Source organism: Rhizobium sp. Rhizsp42 (assembly GCF_047304155.1).
Classification (GTDB): domain Bacteria; phylum Pseudomonadota; class Alphaproteobacteria; order Rhizobiales; family Rhizobiaceae; genus Rhizobium.
On sequence record NZ_JBGLYS010000008.1, the window covers coordinates 50,462 to 71,082 of the forward strand.

19 protein-coding genes are annotated in these 20,621 nt (G+C 62.3%); 9 read left to right on the plus strand and 10 right to left on the minus strand.

Going from position 1 to position 20,621, the window contains the following annotated elements; genetic code table 11:
* Position 1: 1 nt before the first annotated feature.
* Entirely contained in the window at positions 2–2,722 is a 2,721-nt protein-coding gene (gene mutS / locus ACCD05_RS10370; RefSeq protein ID WP_413392444.1) for a DNA mismatch repair protein MutS, read from the minus strand.
* 304 nt (positions 2,723–3,026) lie between these two features.
* Here mutS and ACCD05_RS10375 point away from each other — a divergent pair, with 304 nt between their 5' ends.
* Positions 3,027–5,309 carry an NADP-dependent malic enzyme gene (locus tag ACCD05_RS10375; protein WP_413392446.1) on the plus strand — a complete coding sequence of 761 codons (2,283 nt, stop codon included), beginning with the start codon at positions 3,027–3,029 and terminating at the stop codon, positions 5,307–5,309.
* 210 nt (positions 5,310–5,519) lie between these two features.
* Here ACCD05_RS10375 and ACCD05_RS10380 read toward each other — a convergent pair whose 3' ends face one another.
* The 5 genes from ACCD05_RS10380 to ACCD05_RS10400 form a co-directional block, all read right to left on the minus strand.
* A complete protein-coding gene (locus ACCD05_RS10380; RefSeq protein WP_047507068.1) occupies positions 5,520–6,395 on the minus strand; it encodes a GNAT family N-acetyltransferase in 876 nt (291 codons plus the stop codon).
* A gap of 109 nt (positions 6,396–6,504) precedes the next feature.
* Positions 6,505–8,772: a hybrid sensor histidine kinase/response regulator gene (locus ACCD05_RS10385; RefSeq protein WP_413392448.1), complete on the minus strand. Its 2,268-nt coding sequence runs from the start codon at positions 8,770–8,772 to the stop codon at positions 6,505–6,507.
* 55 nt (positions 8,773–8,827) lie between these two features.
* A complete protein-coding gene (gene lspA, locus ACCD05_RS10390; protein WP_047507075.1) occupies positions 8,828–9,331 on the minus strand; it encodes a signal peptidase II in 504 nt (167 codons plus the stop codon).
* Positions 9,328–10,188 carry a TrmH family RNA methyltransferase gene (locus tag ACCD05_RS10395; RefSeq protein ID WP_113237508.1) on the minus strand — a complete coding sequence of 287 codons (861 nt, stop codon included), beginning with the start codon at positions 10,186–10,188 and terminating at the stop codon, positions 9,328–9,330. Before ACCD05_RS10395 ends, lspA begins: the two co-directional genes overlap by 4 nt.
* Positions 10,185–11,288, minus strand: a complete 1,104-nt coding sequence (locus tag ACCD05_RS10400; protein ID WP_209188948.1) for a class I SAM-dependent methyltransferase — start codon at positions 11,286–11,288, stop codon at positions 10,185–10,187. Before ACCD05_RS10400 ends, ACCD05_RS10395 begins: the two co-directional genes overlap by 4 nt.
* 117 nt (positions 11,289–11,405) lie before the next feature.
* Between ACCD05_RS10400 and ACCD05_RS10405 the strand changes: the two genes are divergently transcribed.
* Entirely contained in the window at positions 11,406–11,858 is a 453-nt protein-coding gene (locus ACCD05_RS10405; protein ID WP_413392452.1) for an SRPBCC family protein, read from the plus strand.
* A 62-nt stretch (positions 11,859–11,920) separates the two neighbouring features.
* Positions 11,921–12,358: a GNAT family N-acetyltransferase gene (locus ACCD05_RS10410; protein ID WP_047507083.1), complete on the plus strand. Its 438-nt coding sequence runs from the start codon at positions 11,921–11,923 to the stop codon at positions 12,356–12,358.
* Positions 12,359–12,363: 5 nt separating this feature from the next.
* On the opposite strand, the gene ACCD05_RS10415 is transcribed toward ACCD05_RS10410, so the two are convergent.
* The 4 genes from ACCD05_RS10415 to sppA form a co-directional block, all read right to left on the minus strand.
* Positions 12,364–13,269, minus strand: a complete 906-nt coding sequence (locus ACCD05_RS10415) for a S1C family serine protease (protein ID WP_413392455.1) — start codon at positions 13,267–13,269, stop codon at positions 12,364–12,366.
* A gap of 168 nt (positions 13,270–13,437) precedes the next feature.
* Positions 13,438–13,770 carry a LapA family protein gene (locus tag ACCD05_RS10420; protein WP_112941013.1) on the minus strand — a complete coding sequence of 111 codons (333 nt, stop codon included), beginning with the start codon at positions 13,768–13,770 and terminating at the stop codon, positions 13,438–13,440.
* A 123-nt stretch (positions 13,771–13,893) separates the two neighbouring features.
* Positions 13,894–14,193 carry an integration host factor subunit beta gene (locus ACCD05_RS10425; protein ID WP_018898213.1) on the minus strand — a complete coding sequence of 100 codons (300 nt, stop codon included), beginning with the start codon at positions 14,191–14,193 and terminating at the stop codon, positions 13,894–13,896.
* Positions 14,194–14,222: 29 nt separating this feature from the next.
* Positions 14,223–15,173: a signal peptide peptidase SppA gene (sppA, locus tag ACCD05_RS10430; protein ID WP_413392458.1), complete on the minus strand. Its 951-nt coding sequence runs from the start codon at positions 15,171–15,173 to the stop codon at positions 14,223–14,225.
* A gap of 210 nt (positions 15,174–15,383) precedes the next feature.
* Between sppA and lptC the strand changes: the two genes are divergently transcribed.
* The 6 genes from lptC to ptsN all read left to right on the plus strand — a co-directional run bounded on the left by lptC (position 15,384) and on the right by ptsN (position 20,616).
* The gene (gene lptC / locus ACCD05_RS10435; RefSeq protein ID WP_047507087.1) at positions 15,384–16,049 is read left to right on the plus strand and encodes an LPS export ABC transporter periplasmic protein LptC; all 666 of its coding nucleotides are present in this window, start codon (positions 15,384–15,386) and stop codon (positions 16,047–16,049) included.
* Positions 16,050–16,060: 11 nt separating this feature from the next.
* Positions 16,061–16,678, plus strand: a complete 618-nt coding sequence (locus ACCD05_RS10440; protein WP_112981929.1) for an LptA/OstA family protein — start codon at positions 16,061–16,063, stop codon at positions 16,676–16,678.
* A gap of 37 nt (positions 16,679–16,715) precedes the next feature.
* The gene (gene lptB / locus ACCD05_RS10445) at positions 16,716–17,498 is read left to right on the plus strand and encodes an LPS export ABC transporter ATP-binding protein (RefSeq protein ID WP_047507090.1); all 783 of its coding nucleotides are present in this window, start codon (positions 16,716–16,718) and stop codon (positions 17,496–17,498) included.
* A 193-nt stretch (positions 17,499–17,691) separates the two neighbouring features.
* Positions 17,692–19,257 carry an RNA polymerase factor sigma-54 gene (gene rpoN / locus ACCD05_RS10450; RefSeq protein WP_413392461.1) on the plus strand — a complete coding sequence of 522 codons (1,566 nt, stop codon included), beginning with the start codon at positions 17,692–17,694 and terminating at the stop codon, positions 19,255–19,257.
* Positions 19,258–19,513: 256 nt separating this feature from the next.
* Entirely contained in the window at positions 19,514–20,089 is a 576-nt protein-coding gene (gene hpf / locus ACCD05_RS10455) for a ribosome hibernation-promoting factor, HPF/YfiA family (protein WP_026282950.1), read from the plus strand.
* Positions 20,090–20,151: 62 nt separating this feature from the next.
* Positions 20,152–20,616, plus strand: a complete 465-nt coding sequence (gene ptsN / locus ACCD05_RS10460) for a PTS IIA-like nitrogen regulatory protein PtsN (protein WP_018898220.1) — start codon at positions 20,152–20,154, stop codon at positions 20,614–20,616.
* Positions 20,617–20,621 lie beyond the last annotated feature (5 nt).

Consider the following 20,621-nt stretch of genomic DNA (forward strand, 5'->3'; position numbering starts at 1 on the left):
CTTACCCCTGCTTCAGCTTCTTTTTGAGGTCGTAGAGCGCGTCCAGCGCTTCGCGCGGCGTCATGTCGTCGAGGCTCATGTTCTTCAGCGCTTCGTCGACCTTCGAAGGCCCGCGCGCCACATCCTCGCGCCGCACCGCCACCTGGAACAGCGGCAGGTCGTCGATCAGCTGGCTCGCCGGGTTCTTGCGGTCGGCGTCTTCGAGCCGCGTCAGCACATCGCGGGCGCGGGCAACGACGGAGGCCGGCAGGCCGGCAAGCCGCGCCACCTGGATACCGTAGGAGCGGTCGGCGGCACCAGGGCCGACTTCGTGCAGGAAGATCACGTCGCCGTCCCATTCCTTCACGCGCATCGTCGCGTTGGAAAGCCGTGCCAGCTTCTCCGAGAGCACGGTCAATTCGTGGAAGTGCGTGGCGAACAGCCCGCGGCAGCGGTTTGCCTCATGCAGATGCTCGACCGATGCCCAGGCGATCGACAAGCCGTCGAAGGTGGCGGTGCCGCGTCCGATCTCGTCGAGGATGACGAGCGAGCGGCTGGTCGCCTGGTTGAGGATCGCTGCGGTCTCCACCATTTCGACCATGAAGGTCGAGCGCCCGCGCGCCAGATCGTCGGAAGCGCCGACGCGCGAAAACAGCCGGTCGACGATGCCGATATGCGCCGAGGTCGCAGGCACGAAACAGCCCATCTGCGCGAGAATGGCGATCAGCGCGTTCTGGCGCAGGAAGGTCGATTTACCGCCCATGTTCGGGCCGGTCAAAAGCCAGATCGCACCATCCTTGCCATCTCCCTCAGGCGAGAGATCGCAATTATTGGCAACGAAGGGGCCGGTGGATTGGCGGCGCAGCGCCTGCTCGACCACGGGATGCCGCCCGCCTTCGATGGCGAACATGGTCGAACCATCGACCAGCGGCCGGCAATAGGCCTGCTCGTCGGCCAGCAGCGCGAGGCCCGCGGCGACGTCGATGACGGCAAGCGCCCGCGCGCCGGCCTTGATGGTTTCGGCTTCGGCGACAACAGCCGCGCTCATCTGGTCGAAGGCTGCAAGCTCGATCGACAGCGCCTGGTCGGCGGCATTGGCGATGCGGCTTTCGAGATCGGCAAGCTCGGTGGTGGTGAAGCGCATGGCGTTCGCCATCGTCTGGCGATGGATGAAGCGCGCCTTGGCCTCCGGCGTGTCGGTCATCGGCCCGGCATTGCCCGCCGTCACCTCGATGAAGTAGCCGAGCACATTGTTATGCTTGATCTTCAGCGACTTGATGCCGGTCTCGTCGGCATATTGCAGCTGCAGCCCGGCAATCACCCGGCGCGACTGGTCGCGCAGCGCGCGCACTTCGTCCAGCTCGGCATTGGCCCCATCGCGCAAAAAGCCGCCATCGCGCTTCAGAAGCGGCAGCTCGTCGCCGAGTGTTTCGCTGAGAAGTGCCGCCACCTGATGGGGCAGGGCGATCAGGCCCGCCAGCGCGTCGGCCAGTTCCTCGGGCAGCATCGCGGTTTCCAAGAGCCGCGCCACGTCCGTGGCGGCGTTCAAGCCCTGGCGGATCGCCGCGAGGTCGCGCGGACCGCCGCGCTCGAGTGCCAGGCGCGACAGCGCGCGCGGCATGTCGGGCACGTGTTTGAGAAGATCGCGCAGGTCGCCCGAAAGCGAGGGCTCCTCGATCAGGAAGCCGATCGAATCCAGCCGCTCGTTGATCCGCGCGGGATCGGTCAGCGGCGACATCAGGCGCTCGGCGAGCAACCGCGCGCCGCCGCCGGTCACGGTGCGGTCGATGGCTTTCAAGAGCGATCCGTTGCGATCGCCGGAAAGCGTGCGCGCAAGTTCGAGATTGGCGCGCGTCGCCGGGTCGATAAAGAGCGTCGAGGCGGCGCTTTCGCGCTCCGGCTTGCCGAGCGGCGGGCGTTCGGCGATCTGCGTCTTCTCGACATAGGCAACGGCCGCTGCCGCCGCCGCGAGTTCAGAGCGCGAAAAGGTGCCGAAGCCATCGAGCGTCGAGACGCCGAAATAGCGCGCGATCCGGCCCTCGGCCGTAGCGCTGTCGAACAGCACGGATGGCTGCGGCACGGCGGTGCGCCCGAGCACGTCGAACACCGGCTTGAGCTCCGGATCGTGAAACATCGTATCCGGCACGATCAGCTCGCGCGGATCGATCCTCAGGATATCGGCAAGCAGCCGCGATGCCTCGGTCTCGGCCAGACGAAAAACGCCGGTGGAAATGTCGATCCAGGCAAGCGCCATCAACGGCTCGGAGGCGCCGCGAATACGGGTCAGCGCCATCAGATAATTCGATTCCGAAGGCGAAAGCAGCTTTTCCTCGGTGATCGTTCCCGGCGTCACCAGGCGCACGACGTCGCGCTTAACGACCGACTTGCTGCCGCGCTTCTTGGCTTCCGCCGGGTCCTCGACCTGCTCGCAGACCGCCACGCGAAAACCGAGCCCGATCAGCTTCTGCAGATAATCGTCGGCCGCATGAACCGGCACGCCGCACATCGGGATATCCTGTCCCATGTGCTGGCCGCGCTTCGTCAGCGTGATCCCGAGCGCGCGCGATGCGTCGAGCGCATCTTCGAAGAACAGCTCGTAGAAATCGCCCATGCGGTAGAACAAAAGCGAATCCGGATTGTTCGCCTTGATCTCGATGAACTGCTCCATCATCGGCGTGGCCGAGGCGCGGCTCTCTTCCGTTGCAAGCTCGGCAGCCGAAAAGGCTTCGTGTCTCAAGGTCATTCGATCGTTCACGGAGTGGGCTTTTCCCTAAAAAACAGGGTGCCACCCTATCGAAGCGCGGCTATAGAAGACAACAGCTATCGGGAAATGGGAGCCGTTAGCCCACAGGAGGATTAAGGGAAGTATTCAACGAGCCGCAAGGTCAGGAACCCCTTGGAAGGGCGCCTGTCAGTTCCACCGGATATTTTAATCGATTGTAGCCGTACGGCTTTTTCGCAAGGCGTCGTGTCAGCCCCAAACAGCGTGTCTATAGAGGGTCGACTAGCGCAATCGAAGGCCGGTTGTCAGGAGATTTGGAGGAGATATGCCCGACATGAACAGCAAGCAGCGCCCCGCCAACGGCATTACCGACAAGGAAGCGCTCGACTTCCATTCGCAGGGAAAACCCGGCAAGCTCGAAGTCAACCCGACCAAGCCGATGGCCACGCAGCGGGATCTCTCGCTTGCCTATTCGCCGGGCGTCGCCGTTCCGGTCAAGGCCATCGCCGCCGATCCCGCCACCGCCTATGATTATACGTCGCGCGGCAACATGGTTGCGGTCATCTCGAACGGCACCGCCATCCTCGGCCTCGGCAATCTCGGCGCACTGGCGTCGAAGCCTGTCATGGAAGGCAAGTCGGTCCTCTTCAAGCGCTTCGCCGATGTCGACAGCATCGACCTCGAGGTCGATACGGAGAATGTCGACGAGTTCATCAACTGCGTCCGCTTTCTCGGCCCCTCCTTCGGCGGCATCAATCTGGAAGACATCAAGGCGCCGGACTGTTTCATCATCGAGAGCCGCCTGCGCGAGCTCATGGACATTCCCGTCTTTCACGACGACCAGCACGGCACCGCGATCATCGCCGCCGCCGGCCTCATCAACGCGCTGGAGCTGACTGGTCGCGACCTGAAGACGACGAAGCTGGTCTGCAATGGCGCGGGTGCGGCTGCGATCGCCTGCGTCGAACTCATCAAGGCGATGGGCTTCGCGCCCGAGAATATCGTGCTCTGCGATACCAAGGGCGTCATCTACCAGGGGCGCACCGAGGGCATGAACCAGTGGAAATCGGCGCATGCGGTCAAGACCAAGGCGCGCACGCTGGAAGAAGCGATGAAGGGCGCCGACGTCGTCTTCGGCCTGTCGCAGAAGGGCGCCTTTTCCGAGAAGATGATCCTGTCGATGGCCGACCGCCCGATCATCTTCGCCATGGCCAACCCCGATCCCGAGATCACGCCGGAAGAGGTCGCGCGCATTCGCGACGACGCCATCATGGCGACCGGCCGTTCGGATTATCCAAACCAGGTCAACAACGTCCTGGGCTTCCCCTACATCTTCAGAGGCGCGCTCGATGTCCGCGCCACGACGATCAACGACGATATGAAGATCGCGGCCGTCCGGGCGCTGGCGAGCCTCGCCCGAGAGGACGTTCCCGACGATGTCGCCGCCGCCTATCAGGGCAACCGTCCGCGCTTCGGCCCGCAATACATCATTCCGGTGCCCTTCGATCCGCGCCTGATTTCGGCAATCCCCGTGGCGGTCGCCCAAGCCGCCATGGAAAGCGGCGTCGCCCGCAAGCCGATACCCGACATGGCCGCCTATGCCCGCGAACTGTCGGCGCGTCGCGATCCGATCGCCTCCACGCTCGCAAGCCTCTATGAGCGCGTGCGCCGCCATCCCAAGCGCGTGGTCTTCGCCGAGGCCGAGGAGGAGCAGGTCATGCGCGCCGCACTCTCCTACGCCAACCAGCAGCTCGGCACCGCCATCCTGCTCGGCCGCGAGGATCTGATCCATGCGACGGCAGAGCGTGCCGGCATCGATCTCAACCGCCCCGGCCTCGAGATCGTCAACGCCCGCATCTCCAACCGGGTGGAAGCCTATATCGACTATCTCTACGCCCGCCTGCAGCGCAAAGGCTATCTGCACCGCGATGCCCAGCGCCTGATCCACAACGACCGCAACCACTTCGCGGCCTGCATGGTGGCGCTCGGCGATGCCGACGGCATGGTGACGGGCATCACCCGCAACTATTCGACTGCGCTCGAGGATGTCCGCCGTTGCATCGACGAGAAGCCCGGCCACCGGGTGATCGGCGTGTCGATCGCGCTCTGCCGCGGGCGCACCGTCTTCGTGGCCGACACCGCGGTCCACGACATGCCGTCCGCCGAGGAGCTTGCCGATATCGCCGTCGAGGCCGCCGGCTTCGCGCGCCGCATGGGCTATAATCCCCGCGTCGCCATGCTCGCCTACTCCACCTTCGGCCATCCCTCCGGCGAACGCTCCGAGCGCGTCCGCGAAGCCGTCGCCATCCTCGACCGCCGCCATGTGGATTTCGAGTATGACGGCGAGATGGCGGCGGATGTGGCGCTGAACCGCAAGGCGATGGAACAATACCCCTTCTGCCGCCTGTCGGGCCCCGCCAACGTGCTGGTCATGCCGGCGTTCCACTCGGCCTCGATCTCCACCAAGATGCTGCAGGAACTCGGCGGCTCGACCGTCATCGGCCCCATCCTCGTCGGCGTCGACAAGGCGGTGCAGATCACCTCGATGGGGGCGAAGGACAGCGACATCGTCAACATGGCCGCGATTGCGGCTTATACGGGGTCGTGAGGTGATTGTGAGCTGAGGTGGCTATGGGTGAGGTGGTGCCGTGTGGCCCCCTCATCCGACCCTTCGGGCCACCTTCTCCCCGTTGGGGCGAAGGGGAGATCGGCGCGAGCAGCCCACCCCGAGTCTCTTCTCCCCAGCGGGGAGAAGGTGCCGGCAGGCGGATGAGGGGGCTACCCGGAAAAACGCTAAAGACGGACGATCCGGCCTAAATCAGCTGGCAAACCGCCCAGCATCAGCACCGTAATAATTCACATACCGATCCGAAATGCTCGCGATCGGCAGAACGATCAGCACATCCGTCGTGTTGAACGACTTGTCGACCACTGCGGTGGAGCCGACCATGGCGCCGAGGCGCAGGTAGCCCTTGATCAGTGGCGGCAGGGCCATCAGCGCGCGCTTCGGATTGACGGCTTCGACCGGCATCAGGTCCATGTCGCGGGCGAGATGCGGCAGCGCATCGACAGCCCATTCGTCCTTGGCAGCGACGTTATGGCGCAGGAAGGAGAGCGCCAGCGCGTGCTGTTCCGGGTGAATGCCGGGGAAGGAGGCGCAGCCGAACATCGCGCTCATGCCGTGCTTCAGCGCATAGGCCCAGTTTCCCTGCCAGAGAAGCTCCACGATGCGCTTGGTGCGGTAGTCCGGCAGCACGCAGGAGCGGCCGAGTTCCATGAAACGCTTATCCGGATGGCGCGCGATCAGCGTGTCGATGTCGAATTCGGAAGCCGAGTAAAAGCCGCCATTGGCCATCGCAACGTCCTGCCGCAGCAGGCGGTAAGTGCCGACGATCTGGTCCTCGCTGTCGCCCTCGATCGAGCGATCGAGCACCAGAAGGTGGTCGCAAAAGTCGTCGTAAGCGTCGAAATCGCGCTTGCGGCGCATCGCTTCCGCGGGCAGTTCGGCCTTCATTTCGTCGACGAAAACACGGTAGCGGACGGACTGCGCGGCATCGATTTCGCCAGGCGTACGGGCAAGGCGTGTCTCGAGATTGCCGATCCGGCCGAACACGTCGCTCTCGATCTGTTCGGCTTTCCGCGCAGGGGGAAGAGCCTCGACGAGGGTGTCACGGTTGCAGATATCTACGGACATGACGAATCTTTCATTGCCGGCTTTAGGACGCCATAAAACACTTATATGCGACAGCAAAGTGACATTTTAAACCCCCAGATACGCAAGAAACACATGGGTTGCTCTGGGGCTACAATGCTTCTGCGCGACGTGCCGAAAGCGCGGCGACAGCCTGGACTTCCGTCAGCAGCCGTATCGGGTCTATGGGTTTCAGCATGACGCGGTTTGCCCCGTTCAGCAAGACTTGACGGCGCGATTCATCGCGTTTGTCGGCGGTGAGAACGATGATCGGCACCGAGGGAACCTCAAGCCGGCGCTCATGGCCACGTAGCCGGCCAATCATTTCGATCCCGTCGCCGCCCGGCATGGAAAGATCGCTGATGACGATATCCGGCCGCACGCTTCCTTCCGCCAGCGCCGCATCGAGCAGCGCTTCGAAATGCTCGACATGCTGCACGCTGTGTCCGGCCTTCTCCAGCATGGCGCGGATCAGCATGGCGTTGATCGGATCGTCTTCGGCAAGCACGATCTTCAGTCCGCTCTGAATGCCCGCCTCCGGGATGCCGGGGCTGAAGCCGGGCTGGTTGTCGTTGAGCGCGTCGCGCTTTTCCATGCCGCGCATGCGCCCGCGCAAGACGTCGATCAGCGACTGCTCGCGCAGCGGCCGGATCAGCCAGGCGTCGAAGAGATCGAGCGAATGGGCATTGCGCTCTTCCGGGTTGACCAGGAAGATCTTGCGCAGGCCAAGGGCTGCGATATCGGTCCGGTCGGCGAGGTGTGCCGCGAATTCCGCCGACATGCGGTGGTCGACGATGATGTCGGTCGGACGCCTTCCGTTGGCCGCCATGTCGAGCAGGATCCAGCGTGCCGTCTCGCCGTCCTCGACGAAGTGGCACTGGCCGCCGAGCGTGCGGATGGTCTCGGAAATCGCCATGCGCGCGGCACCGGCCGGCGCCAAGAGCACGACGAGATTGCCTGAAAGCAGCGTGTCGCGGCGGGCCACGGGCTCCTCATCCCCTTCCGTGCGGAAGCGGATGCAGAATTCCGTGCCGGTGCCCTTTTCGCTGGCAACCGTCAGCGCGCCGCCGAATTCGCGCATGATGCGTGCCGAGATGGCAAGGCCAAGGCCTGTGCCGTTGCTCTTCTCCACCATGGTGCCCGCCTGTTCGTATTCACCGAAGACACGCGCCTGTTCCTCCTCGGTCATGCCGGGGCCGGTGTCGGTGACCGTGATCGCAAGCTCGCCATCCTGCAGCGACACGCGAATGAACACGCCGCCGACCTGGGTGAATTTCACCGCATTGCCGATGACGTTGAACAACACCTGGCGCAGGCGCGCCGCGTCGAAATTCATGAGTTCGGGAACATCCGACGACACGGTCGAGCCGATCTCGATGCCCTTCTCATGGGCGCGGTGTGCGAGCATCTCGACGACGCTTTCAAGCAGCTTGCGCACAGATTCCGACCGCGGGCGCAGCTGGAAGCGCCCGACTTCGATGGTCGAGAAGTCCAGGAGATCCTCGACCAGCTGCGTCAGCGCGTGGCCGGACTGGCGGATGCCGGTCAGGTAATTGTCCTGCTCCTGCGTCATCCGCGTCTCGGTCAAAAGATGCGTCATGCCGAGAATGCCTGAGAGCGGCGTGCGCAGCTCGTGGCTGACGGTCGCAAGCAGTCGCGATTTCGAGGCGCTGTTGAACTCCGCCTTCTGCCGAGCTTCCTCGCGCTCCTGCGCCGCGATGCGATCGGCGGTCACGTCGCGGGCGATGCTGTGCAGCAAAAGCTTTCCGTCCGAGGGGTTGCGGGTCACCACATCGCGCCAGAAGAAGATGCGCTGGCCCTCGGGCGTCGACATCTCGACATCGTAGCGATGCGGCTCCGTGCCGGGGCGAAAGGCGATGCCGATCTCCTCGCAGGTCTGGCCGATCGGGTTCAGCCGCCCGGTCAGCCGGCGGAACATGTCATTTGCGGCAACGATCCGCCGATCCATCGTCCGGGTCACGGTGATGTCGCCGAGCGCATCGTGGATACTGGCAAAGAGCGCCGCATCGCTTCCGCCGCGCACGGTGTCGTCGCCGGCGCGGGCCTTGGCATGATGGCGGCGCGTGGAGACAATCGCGAAGCAGACGATCGCGGCAAGCACCAGCGCGCCGATGCCGATCGCGACCCAGAGCAGGCCGCCCATATAGCCGAGCGCGAGCAGCAGGATAGCGGAGAGAATGCCGGCGCCGCCGAGCCAGTAGGAAATCAGCTTGCGCGCCGAGGGGGCGACGACGGGGCTGTGTTCAGGGGTAGCAGGCGACATGTCAGCCGGGATCGCGGCCTGCTCATCTTGAGGATGAGCGGCAGGCGCGCCGAAGGCAGCGGCAAGCTTCTCGTGTAACTGACCCAGTCCGACCATAGGTTCAAATTAGCACGCCGGCTGTTCCAAATGCCTTCAGCAAACCGCTAAGATTTTACTTATCGGCGGTCTTGGGTTGCAATAGCTCGTCCAAAATCACGCATCCCGCGCCGATGGTGATGAAACTATCGGCCAAGTTGAAAACCGCGAATGACCATGTCTCGGTATAGAACAGGATGTAATCGATCACGTGTCCATAAAGGAAACGGTCGAGGAGATTGCCCAGCGCGCCTGAAATGATCAGTGCGTAGCCGAGATGGGCGAAGGTGCGCTGCTTGCCCGTGCGATGCCAGAGCCAGAGCACGAAGGCGACGATGATCAGCCGCATGCCGACAATGAACCAGCCGTCCATGCCTGAGAGCATCGAGAAGGCGACGCCGAGATTATAGGTGCGGTAGAGCGCCAGCATCGGGATGACGTGAACCGCTTCTTGAAGCGGCAGCGTGTGATCGACCACGATCTTGATGATCTGGTCGAGCACCACGGCAAGAACGACGAAGATCAGGATCGGTAGCGGGCGCGAAAACAGCGTCGGGCGGTCTAGCGTCTGATCGGTCATTTGGCCTCGGTGAGTGAGAGAAGGTGGCGGCGTGCCTCGAACATCATGACGGCGCTGGCGACCGCCAGATTGAGTGAGTCGGCCAGCCCCTGCTGCGGGATGCGGGCAAGCGCATCGGCCTCGCGCGCAAGCTGCTCCGGCAGGCCGGATTGCTCATTGCCCATCAGGATGACGACGGGCTTCGCCTTGTAGTCGATCGTGCGGTAATCGACGGAACCGGCCAGATGCGTGGCGACCAGCGACACGCCCGCCTGCTTCTTCCAGGCGATGAACTCTTCCGGCGTCGCGCGCGACACCGGCATGGCGAAGACCGAGCCCATCGTTGCCCGTACGGTCTCGAGCGAAAACGGATCGGTCGTTTCGCCGACCAGGATGACGCCGGAAGCGCCGGCCGCATCGGCGGTGCGGATGATCGTGCCGAGATTGCCGGGATCGCGAACCCGGTCGAGCGCGATCCATGTCTCGCCCTTGGCCGGGCGAATGTCGCGCAGCGGCTTCCAGCGGTTTTCGAACACGCCGACCACCATCTGCGGATTGTCGCGACGGGTGATCGAGGAGAGAACCTTCTCGCTGACCTCAAGCACCAGCCCGCCGGATGCGACGGTCTTTGCCGCCATCTGCTCGACCAGCGGCTTGCCTTTGGCGGCCTTGGCGTAAACCAGCGTGCGGATGGTCCAGCCAAGCTCGATCGCGTCGATGACGAGCTTCAGGCCCTCGGCCATGAAGGTGCCGCTCTGCTCGCGGGTCTTCTTGTCGCTGAGCGCCTTGATGTCCTTGATGATGGGATTGGCAAGCGAGGTGACTTCCTTCACCTGGCCGACCCTGCGCGGACCGTTGTCGCGGTGTTCGTGGCTCATTTCGGCACCCAGCGGGAAAAGAGGGATGTGGAGAGCGCGCGGCCCGGCGTGTTGCCATCAAGCCCGGCTTCGCGGATCACCAGCTCTCCGGATTCCACCACGCCGCCGGCTCCGCGCATCGTCTCGCGCATCAGCTCGTGGATGGAATAGAAGCTCGCGCGGATCGAATAGGCCGTCAGCACGAGGCCGACAGCCTTCGGCGACAGGATCTCGCGGCAGATGTCGAGCATGACGGGCAGGTGCTCGAACAGATGCCAGACTTCTCCATTTGGCCCGCGGCCGAACTTCGGCGGATCGGTCAGAATGATGTCGTATGTGTTGCCGCGGCGTTCCTCGCGCAGGATGAACTTCATCGCGTCTTCGCAAATCCAGCGGATCGGCGCCTTTTCAAGCCCGCTCATCGCCTGGTTTTCGCGCGCCCAGCCGATCGCCTTCTTGGAGGCATCGACATGCGTGACCTCGGCGCCGGCGGCTGCCGCAACAAGCGAAGCAACGCCGGTGTAGCCGAAGAGGTTCAGCACCTTCAGCGGCCGGCCGGCGGCTTCGACCTGCTGTTTCATCCACGTCCAGTGAACGATCTGCTCGGGAAACACGCCGACATGGCGAAACGAGGTGAAGCGGCCGAGGAAATCGACGCCGAGAAGGTTGAGCGGCCAGGTCTCGCCCAGCGCTTCCTTGGGAAACCGCCAGCGGCCGGTGCCTTCTTCATCCGTATCGCCGGTAAAGGCCGCATCGACCTTGTCCCAGACGTGTTTCGGAAGCGATGGTTTCCACAGCGCCTGTCCTTCCGGGCGAATGATCCGGTAGGGGCCATATTGCTCAAGCTTTTCCCCATTGCCGCTGTCGATCAGGTGAAAATCGCCGGCGCCTAGGGATTCGAGAATGATCGGAACGCGCTCGGGCGGGCGTTCACCGGTGCGCTCCATCAATGGGCGCTCCAGTGCCGCAGGCGCGGAGGCGGGCTCGCGCGCGGCCTGTTGCGGCGCTGCGGGTCTGTTTACGGGCTTCGGCGGGCGGCTGTTGCCGCGCTCGTCGCCGCGTCGTCCACTGGCGGGGCCGGTGCCGGATTTCTGGCCCGGCCGGCGTTCTTTTTGTCTCAACGTGGTGTTCCGCGTGCTGAATTTGATAGAGCCCGTGCAAATAGCATCCCATTTTCACCTTGGCAAAGCGCTTTCCCGCCGCGATATGTTCGACAAGGTGAAAATGGGAGGATTGTGATGGACTTCGTCGGACAAGAGCGGATTACCGCGCCGCGCGATGCCGTGTGGGCCGGCCTCAACGATCCCAATATCCTCAAGGGATGCATACCCGGCTGCCAATCGCTGGAGTTTACGGGGCCGAACGAGCTCGTCGCCACGATCCGGGTCAAGATCGGCATGGTGCCGCTCACCTTCACCGGCGAAATCCGCGTCTCCAACATCGATGCGCCCTCGAGTTACACGCTGTCGGCCGAAGGCAGAGGCAGCATCGCCGGCTTCGCCAGGGGATCGGCCGATGTGACGCTCGAGGACGACGGCGGCGAAACCATCCTGCATTATCGCGCCGGCGCTGATGTCGGCGGCAAGATCGCCCAGCTCGGCGCCAAGCTGATCGATTCCTCGTCGCAGAAGCTCGCGCAACGGTTCTTTTCCGATTTCAACGCGGCGGTCAGCGCCAAGGCAGCCGAATAAAAGGCCGCTGCCGTCCAACGAGGTAATTGGCAGCCCACGCCGTCTCCGCTACATCCATAGCCATGCAGTGGACCATCCGATCGCCAGAAAAGGCCGACCTGGAAGAACTCGCGGATATCTATCTCGCGGTGCGTCGCGACACCTTCACCTGGGTCGACCCGCAGGTTTTCCGCCACGAGGATTTTCACGCGCACACGCAGGGGGAACTTCTGTGGCTCGCCGAGATGCCGGATGGCGAGATCGCGGGCTTCATGACGCTGTGGTCGCCCGATGACTTCATCCATATGCTCTACATCAGGAAACAGTATCGCGGCCTCGGCATCGGCCAGGCTCTTCTAAGAGCGCTGCCCTACTGGCCGGACAAGACCTACCGGCTGAAGTGCCTCGACCGCAACGAACACGCCAAGGCCTTCTATCGCGCCCGGGGCTTCGTGGTAACGGGCAAGGGCTCATCGCGCGAAGGCGAATATGAAGAGATGACGTTCTTCCCCGAGCGCTGATCGCCTCACTGCATCTGCGGCTTGCGCAGGAAGCTGTTGCGATCGGCCGAGCGCACGCGCAGCCACGCCTCGCGGCCGTCTCTCAAGATACGCATGGGGATTTCGGCGCCGGCGGGGCCGCTGCTCCAGATCTTGCGGTAGAAATCGGCCAGCCCATCGACCTCGCCATCACGGATTTCCGAGATGACGTCACCGCGCTTGAGCCCCGCCTGATCCGCCGGGCTACCCTCCGCGACGCTCATCACGATCACGTCGCCATTGCTTTCGGCGGAGAACGCGCCGAGCCAGGGGCGCGCCGGCTTGTTGACCTGCCCGCGCGTGGTCAGGTCGTCGAGGATCGGCGTCAAAAGATTGATCGGCACGATCATGTTGATATCCGCCACCTCGCCGCCCTGGCTCATCTGCAAGCGCAGCGAACCGATGCCGATGAGCTTGCCGTCGCCATCGACCAGCGCCGCGCCACCCCAGGAGGGGTGCGCGGGCGTGGTGAAGATCGCCTCGTCGAGCAGATATTCCCAATAACCGGCGAATTCCTGCTTGGCGACGATCTTGGCATCGACGAACTCGCCGATCCCGTCGATCAACGTCACCGATTGCCCAAGCTCGGCCACCGCCGCATCGCCGAATTCCAGCGCCGGCAGGTTGAGGGGGCCAAGCGCCTGCAACAGGCCGAAGCCGGTTTCCTGGTCGTAGCCGAGTGGATGCGCCGCGACCACCCGTCCGTCGTGGGCGGTGAGCCACACTTCCTCGGCCTCGGTGATCAGATAGCCGATCGTCAGCACCAGGCCGCTGTCCTTGATGACGACGCCGCTGCCCTCGCGCCGGGTACCGAGCGTATCGGCAGTATAGGCATCATCGGGAATGATGCCGCGGACGGCGACGACCGATTTCAGGATCTGATCTGTGTTCATGGTTTCATCCTCATGAAGCGACGCGCTGAGGCAGTGAAACTGCTTTGGGAGAAGGGCGCAGCGGGTTCTTTGGACATAGCTATGAAGACAAATGGCGCGGTGCAAGGGCTTGGCAAGCCGAAAACGCCGCGCGCACTTATGTCAGGAAAGGCTGAAAAGCCTGAAGTCTTACCGCGACGGCAACTGTCCGGCGATTTCTTCCGAGCGTGCCTTGTGGCGGTCGGCTTCACTCTGCCAGCGGACGGCTTCCTTGGCTTCGCTGCGGGCGCGCTTGCGATGCTTGCCCTGGTTCATCCAGGTCACCGCCGAGCCCGCGAACATGCCGATGATGAGCGCGATGAAGAGGAAGACGAAGAACGGAGCCGAGAGCGACAGCACTTGGTCTTCGGGCCGGAACGGATTGAACGCCAGCGTCACGCTCTGGCGGTTGGCCACGCAAAAAATGATCAGGATGATGCCGAGCGGCAGCAAGATCAGGAGGTTGATAATCTTCTTCGCCATCGCAGGCCTCCATATGCTCACGCACGCTCATGGATGAGCGGCGCGTTCTTTCAGCCACAGGATAGAAAAGACCTTGTGAAGTTCAAGTGCGGTTTCGCCGCAGTCGGACCTGATAGGCGGCGATCAGTCGTCCTGATCGGCCTGTCCCGGGTTCAGCCGCTCGCGCAGCTCCTTGCCGGTCTTGAAGAAGGGGACCCACTTCTCCTCGACGAACACGGTGTCGCCGGTGCGCGGGTTGCGGCCCGAGCGCGATGGACGGTTCTTGACCGAAAAGGCGCCGAAACCGCGCAGCTCGACGCGGTTGCCCGCCGCCAGCGCATCGGTGATCTCGTCGAGAACCGCGTTCACGATATTTTCCACATCGCGATGGTAAAGATGCGGGTTGCGAGCCGCAACTATCTGCACCAGCTCGGACTTGATCACGGTGGCCCCCTTAAATTATTGATTTCTTATCAATCATGGCCAACCTGCCAAACTGAAACGAGCCCGTCAAGAAGCAACTTCTGCGGCAGAATTCCCGTGAGGTCCTGGCTTCTGGCGAGATCGCCGTAACCGAGAAGCGTGAGGATCTGCGAGGCCGCGCCTGCAAGCAGGAACGGCGTGCTGCTCTTCTTGTTCCAATCGATCTCGGGCAGGTCCTTGCTGACGTTCTTGGTAGCGAGATACGCACGGATTTCTTCATCACCGCCGAGCTGGTCGATGAGCTTCATCTTCAGCGCCTGGCGCCCGGTGAAGATGGTGCCGTCGGCGAGCTTCAGCACGTCCTCGCGCGGCAGCTTGCGGCGATCGGCGACCAGATCGACGAACCAGGCATAGCTGTCGACGATCATGTTGTTGATCATCGCCTTGGCTTCTTCGCTGGCCGGATGGAAGGGCGAGGGCTCCGCCTTCAGCGGCGAGGATTTGATCTCCTCCATCGACACACCGATCTTGTCGAGCAAGGGTTTCACCTGCGGATACTGGAAGATGACCCCGATCGAGCCGGTGATCGAGCTGTCGCCGGCGATGATCGTATCGCCTGCCGTCGCGATCATGTAGCCGGCGGAGGCCGCAAGCGTGCGGACATCGGAGACCACGGGCTTCTTGGCGGCGATCGCCCGGATCGCCTTGAAGATCCGCTCGCCGCCATAGGTCGTACCACCAGGCGAGGAAATGGAGACGACCAGCGCCTTCACCGCGTCTTCGTCCTTGATCTTCGCGAGCCGCTCGAGCAATTCGCTGTCGTCGGTGATCAGTCCGGAGATCGTCACATGTGCGACATGAGGACGCCGGTTTGCATTGTCGGCGAATAGAAAGCCGTAGAAAGCCAGCGCAAGCGCGAGAACAAGCAGTACCGCCACCACGCGCCAGAAGCCGACCTTGCGGCGCAGCCTGCGGCGATCTGCGATCATGGAGCTGTCCATTTATTCCTCCGGTCGGCAAGTCTGACGCAACTCTTCTTACGTAGAGTGCATAGATATGCGTTAACGCTGTGTCGATTGGTTTTGCGGTTTTCTTGCTTGTTGCAGAAAAAAATCCATATTGGCAAGTCAGTGTAATAATGCGAAATGAACTGTGATCGGGCGAAAGCGCTCCCTATATACGCCGTCCTATCATCGACACGGACCGAATGAATGCTCAACACCTTGGATAATGGCGGACAGGCTGCCTATGCGAAGCCCGCGCAAAGTGCCTATGGCGCCGCGCGGTTTCACTCCGCCCGCGTTCGCCGGCTGAAGGTTCTGCTGCCGGTCGCCGCCGTGATCGTGTCGCTCGCCTTTATCGGCGTGTCCGTCATCCGCACCTATCTGCCCGAGAACATCAAGATCGAAGGCGCCAGGATCGAAAACGGCAAGGTCGTGATGCTGAAGCCGGCGATCGCTGGCCGCAACGCGTCCGGGATCAACTATTCGATGCTCGCCGAACGGGCGCTGCAGGACATCAAGAACCCGAACCTGATCTCGCTTGAAACGGTCAAGGCAGTGGTTCCGGTCAAGGACGATGTGGTCGCCCGCGTCGAGGCGACGACCGCCGATTATGATCGCGCGACCGATAATCTGAACATCACGTCACCCTTCGTCATCAACATGAGCGACGGCCTGACCGCCAAATTCCAGACCGCGCAGGTCGATGTGAAAGGCGGAAAGCTTACAACCAGCGACCCTGTCGACATCAAAAAAGATGGCGCATCGGTTGTTGCGCGCTCGCTCAAGATGACAGATAAGGGACGGACGATCACATTCGAGGGGAACGTTCGAATGAATGTGAACCCCACCGCTATCCGCAAACAGGGCACTTAACCCGGGTCACCATGGCAAAAGATTGTCGCATTTCTACCCGCAAGGCGGGCGCAGTATTCACGAACGGTGCGCTTGCACTCCTGCTGTTGGCCGGAGCCGCGATGGCGCAGGCGACGACCAGCCAGATGAGCGGACTGAAGCTCAACAAGGATCAGCCGATCCAGATCGAAAGCGACAAGCTTGAGATCCACGATCAGGATCACACCGCCGACTTCACCGGCAACGTCAAGGTCGTTCAGGGAACGACCACGCTGCAGGCCGGCCACATGACCGTCTTCTACAAGGCAAAGGGTGCTGCCGATGGTGCCGCGCCTGCGACCAAGGCGTCGGAAACCACGACGCCGGCATCCTCGATGTCGTCGGGCAACACCGACATCGACCACATCATCGTGACGAACAAGGTGTACCTCACCTCGGGCACGCAAACCGCGACCGCCGATAACGGTTCGTTCGACATGGCAAAGCAGCTCTTCATCCTGAAGGGCGACAAGGTCGTTCTGACCGACGGCGGCAATGTCTTCACCGGCTGCCAGCTGACGGTGCACATGGAAACGGGTCAGGCACAATTGGACAGCTGCGGGGGCCGCGTCCAGATCCAGCTCGATCCGCAATCCCAGAAAAAGAACTGACCCCGGCTGCCACGTGAAATTATTCTCGCTATCGAATATGTTCGGCAAGACCGGGCAACAGGCCGCCGCAGATGGCGCCGTTGACAAGAGCCGCTATCAGGGCACCCTGATCGCGCGCGGTCTGACGAAGACGTACAGCACCCGCCGCGTCGTCAATGGTGTGTCGCTGGTCGTGCGTCGTGGCGAGGCCGTCGGCCTGCTCGGCCCGAACGGCGCCGGCAAGACGACCTGTTTTTACATGATCACGGGCCTGGTCCCTGTCGACGAAGGCACGATCGAGATCGACGGCAACGATGTGACGTCGATGCCGATGTATCGCCGCTCGCGCCTCGGCGTCGGCTATCTGCCGCAGGAAGCCTCGATCTTTCGCGGGCTGACGGTCGAGGAGAATATCCGCGCCGTTCTCGAAGTGCATGTGAAGGACAAGGCGGCGCGCGAAAAGAAGCTCGACGAGCTGCTCGACGAATTCCACATTCGCAAGCTGCGCAAGAGTGCCGCGGTCTCCCTGTCCGGCGGTGAGCGCCGCCGTCTGGAAATCGCCCGCGCATTGGCGACCGACCCGACCTTCATGCTGCTCGACGAACCCTTTGCGGGCGTCGATCCGATCTCGGTCTCCGATATCCAGAACCTCGTCCATCACCTGACGGCGCGTGGCATCGGTGTCTTGATCACCGACCACAATGTGCGCGAGACGCTCGGGCTGATCGACCGCGCCTATATCATCCATGCGGGCGAAGTATTGACGCATGGCCGGGCAAACGACATTGTTAACAATGCCGAAGTTCGCAGGCTTTATCTCGGCGACAACTTCAGCCTCTGATTGCTTATCTTTTTTTGATTGCGAGCCCCTTTGATCATGGGGCTCCCGCAGCGGAAATTCACCTTCCCGCATAGTTCCGCTTGACCAAATAGAATAAAAAAGCAATTTTTGGGCCAACTTGGATATCAGTGGCCTTAGCCCCGTTATAGGACACTGTTTCCCGGAGGAACCGAGCGGGAGTTTTGCGTCCATCATGGCACTTTCGGCCAATTTATACCTGCGCCAAAGCCAATCGCTGGTGATGACACCACAGCTGATGCAGTCCATCCAGCTGCTTCAGATGACGCACTTCGAGCTCAACCAGTTCATCGCCCAGGAAGTCGAAAAGAACCCACTGCTTGAGTTTCCGTCAAATGACGCCGAAACAGGCAGTGAGCGCGCCGGCGATGACGACGATGGCCATTCCCGCCAGGCCGAAGAACAGAGCTTCGACGAAGATTACGACAGCCGCTCCGAAGTGATGTCCGGCGATTGGTCCGATCGCGCAGATGGCGCCGGCGCCACCAGAATGAGCGACGAACTCGACGCCAACTATGACAACGTCTTTCCCGACGATGGCGTGCCGCAGCGCGCCGACGCTCCCGAATTGATCAGCCAGTGGAAGTCGATGCCGGGTGGCGGTGAGGGCGGTGCCGATGGCTATGACCTCGACGATTTCGTCGCCGGCCAGGTCTCGCTGCGCGATCATCTCGCCCAGCAGATGCCGTTCGTCCTTCCCGACATGGCCGACCAGCTGATCGGCCAATATCTCGCCGACCAGCTGGACGAGGCAGGCTATCTCCATGCCGATCTCGCGGAAGCGGCCGAACGGCTGGGTGCCGGCGCTGCGGATGTCGAGCGGGTTCTGGCGGCACTGCAGACGCTCGATCCGCCCGGCGTCTTCGCGCGCAATCTGTCGGAATGCCTGGCGATCCAGCTGCGCCAGAAGGATCGCCTCGATCCGGCCATGCAGGCTTTCGTCGGCAATCTCGAATTGCTCGCCCGTCGCGACTTCGCGACGCTGAAGCGGCTCTGCGGTGTCGATGAAGAGGATCTGCTCGACATGCTGAGCGAGATCCGCCAGCTCAACCCCAAGCCGGGCAGCGGTTTCGAGACGGCGGTGTCGGAGGCGATCATGCCCGACGTCGTGGTCCGCCCGAGCGCCGACGGCAGCTGGCTGGTGGAGCTTAATCCGGATACGCTGCCGCGTGTGCTCGTCAACCAGGCCTATTTCGCCAAGGTCACCAAGAACGGCGACGATCACGCCTTCCTGTCGGAGTGCCTGCAGACCGCCAACTGGCTGACGCGCAGCCTCGATCAGCGCGCCAAGACGATCATGAAGGTGGCGACCGAAATCGTCCGCCAGCAGGATGCCTTCCTGCTCCACGGTGTCGATCACCTGCGCCCGCTCAATCTGAAGACCGTGGCCGACGCCATCAAGATGCATGAATCCACTGTCAGCCGCGTCACGTCGAACAAGTACATGCTGACGCCGCGCGGCCTGTTCGAGCTCAAATACTTCTTCACGGTGTCGATCAGCGCGGTCGAAGGCGGCGATAGCCACTCGGCGGAAGCCGTCCGTCACAAGATCCGCGCACTTATAGCGCAGGAAAGCCCCGACGCCGTACTCTCAGATGATGATATCGTGGACATCCTAAAGGGGAGTGGGGTGGAGCTTGCCCGCAGAACGGTCGCGAAGTATCGTGAAGCCATGAATATCGCTTCTTCCGTCCAGCGCCGGCGGGAAAAGCGGGCGCTCGCGAAGGTCGCGGGCTTCTGAGGAGTTCGGTCTGTTGCGGCCGACGCGTCCCGCCCCCGCGAGAAAACAGGGCGTGTGTTGACTTTTTGGTAACTTCTGGCTAGAAGCCGCGCCAAATTGACGCTGTGAATGGTGTCTGAGGTTATCCCCATCAATCCTAAGGGCGCCCACTGCCGAGAACTTCGGCCGATCTTGCTTGAGATTGCGCGAAGTGCTTGGATGAGAGTCAGGCTTGGCGTAAACTGGTACTCGCAAACCACATAAGAAGGGAAACTCCATGAGTGTGCGTGTATCCGGTAAACATATGGAAATTGGTGACTCGTTCCGTCAGCGGATAGAGGACCAAATTGCCGTGGCCGTCACGAAATACTTCGACGGAGGGTATTCTGGTCAAGTGATCGTACAAAAGGCCAACGCCCGTTTCGCCGCCGATTGCAAGGTTCATCTCGACAGTGGCGTGATTTTGCACGCGGCCGGCGAGGCAATGGATCCGCAGTTGGCATTCGACGCCGCTTCCGAGCGTATCGAGAAGCGACTTCGCCGTTACAAGCGCAAGCTCAAGGATCACCATGCCGGGAATCATCTGAATGGTTTTGCAGAAGTCGCCTATACCGTCATGGATGGCATGCCGGATCATGACGACGAGATCGCCGATGATTTCGCACCAGCGATCGTTGCCGAAAGCACCAAGCAGATGAAGACCATGTCCGTCGCGACCGCCGTGATGGCGCTCGACATGACGGACGAGCCCCTGTTGCTCTTCCGCAGCCCGGGTAACGAACAGTTGAACATCGTTTACCGTCGGCACGACGGCAACATTGGCTGGATAGACGCAGCCAACATCAAAAGCTGAGAAAACGGAGCGGAGCGGCAGGCATCTGCCGCTCCCCCGGCTTGGCACAAAAGGAAAAAGAAATGGCTTTGGCAGATTTGCTGCAGCAGAATGCGATCATTCCCGCTCTCAGGGTCAACTCCAAGAAACAGCTCCTGCAGGAATTGTCGGCCAAGGCGTCGAAAGTCACCGGGCTGTCCGAGCGCGAGATTTTTGACGTTGTCCTGCAGCGCGAGCGGCTTGGTTCCACCGGCGTCGGCAATGGCATCGCCATTCCGCACGGCAAGCTGGCAAGCGTCAATTCCATCGTCGGCATCTTCGCGCGTCTCGACCAGCCGGTCGATTTCGAAGCGCTGGACGATCAGCCGGTCGATCTCGTCTTCCTGCTTCTGGCGCCCGAGGGCGCCGGCGCCGATCACCTGAAGGCCCTGTCGCGCATAGCCCGCGTGCTGCGCGACCACGATCTCGTGGCCAAGCTGCGGGCCACCGACAGCGCCTCGGCGATCTATGCCTTCCTCAATGAAGAGCAGACCTCCAACGCGGCCTGATCCTA

What these genes read in the sequence shown, in the direction of transcription:
- mutS (WP_413392444.1), bottom strand. Translation starts at nt 2,722, where the DNA reads ATGACCTTGAGACACGAAGCCTTTTCGGCTGCCGAGCTTGCAACGGAA.
- ACCD05_RS10375 (WP_413392446.1), top strand. Translation starts at nt 3,027, where the DNA reads ATGCCCGACATGAACAGCAAGCAGCGCCCCGCCAACGGCATTACCGAC.
- ACCD05_RS10380 (WP_047507068.1), bottom strand. Translation starts at nt 6,395, where the DNA reads ATGTCCGTAGATATCTGCAACCGTGACACCCTCGTCGAGGCTCTTCCC.
- ACCD05_RS10385 (WP_413392448.1), bottom strand. Translation starts at nt 8,772, where the DNA reads ATGGTCGGACTGGGTCAGTTACACGAGAAGCTTGCCGCTGCCTTCGGC.
- lspA (WP_047507075.1), bottom strand. Translation starts at nt 9,331, where the DNA reads ATGACCGATCAGACGCTAGACCGCCCGACGCTGTTTTCGCGCCCGCTA.
- ACCD05_RS10395 (WP_113237508.1), bottom strand. Translation starts at nt 10,188, where the DNA reads ATGAGCCACGAACACCGCGACAACGGTCCGCGCAGGGTCGGCCAGGTG.
- ACCD05_RS10405 (WP_413392452.1), top strand. Translation starts at nt 11,406, where the DNA reads ATGGACTTCGTCGGACAAGAGCGGATTACCGCGCCGCGCGATGCCGTG.
- ACCD05_RS10410 (WP_047507083.1), top strand. Translation starts at nt 11,921, where the DNA reads ATGCAGTGGACCATCCGATCGCCAGAAAAGGCCGACCTGGAAGAACTC.
- ACCD05_RS10415 (WP_413392455.1), bottom strand. Translation starts at nt 13,269, where the DNA reads ATGAACACAGATCAGATCCTGAAATCGGTCGTCGCCGTCCGCGGCATC.
- ACCD05_RS10420 (WP_112941013.1), bottom strand. Translation starts at nt 13,770, where the DNA reads ATGGCGAAGAAGATTATCAACCTCCTGATCTTGCTGCCGCTCGGCATC.
- sppA (WP_413392458.1), bottom strand. Translation starts at nt 15,173, where the DNA reads ATGGACAGCTCCATGATCGCAGATCGCCGCAGGCTGCGCCGCAAGGTC.
- lptC (WP_047507087.1), top strand. Translation starts at nt 15,384, where the DNA reads ATGCTCAACACCTTGGATAATGGCGGACAGGCTGCCTATGCGAAGCCC.
- ACCD05_RS10440 (WP_112981929.1), top strand. Translation starts at nt 16,061, where the DNA reads ATGGCAAAAGATTGTCGCATTTCTACCCGCAAGGCGGGCGCAGTATTC.
- lptB (WP_047507090.1), top strand. Translation starts at nt 16,716, where the DNA reads ATGTTCGGCAAGACCGGGCAACAGGCCGCCGCAGATGGCGCCGTTGAC.
- rpoN (WP_413392461.1), top strand. Translation starts at nt 17,692, where the DNA reads ATGGCACTTTCGGCCAATTTATACCTGCGCCAAAGCCAATCGCTGGTG.
- hpf (WP_026282950.1), top strand. Translation starts at nt 19,514, where the DNA reads ATGAGTGTGCGTGTATCCGGTAAACATATGGAAATTGGTGACTCGTTC.
- ptsN (WP_018898220.1), top strand. Translation starts at nt 20,152, where the DNA reads ATGGCTTTGGCAGATTTGCTGCAGCAGAATGCGATCATTCCCGCTCTC.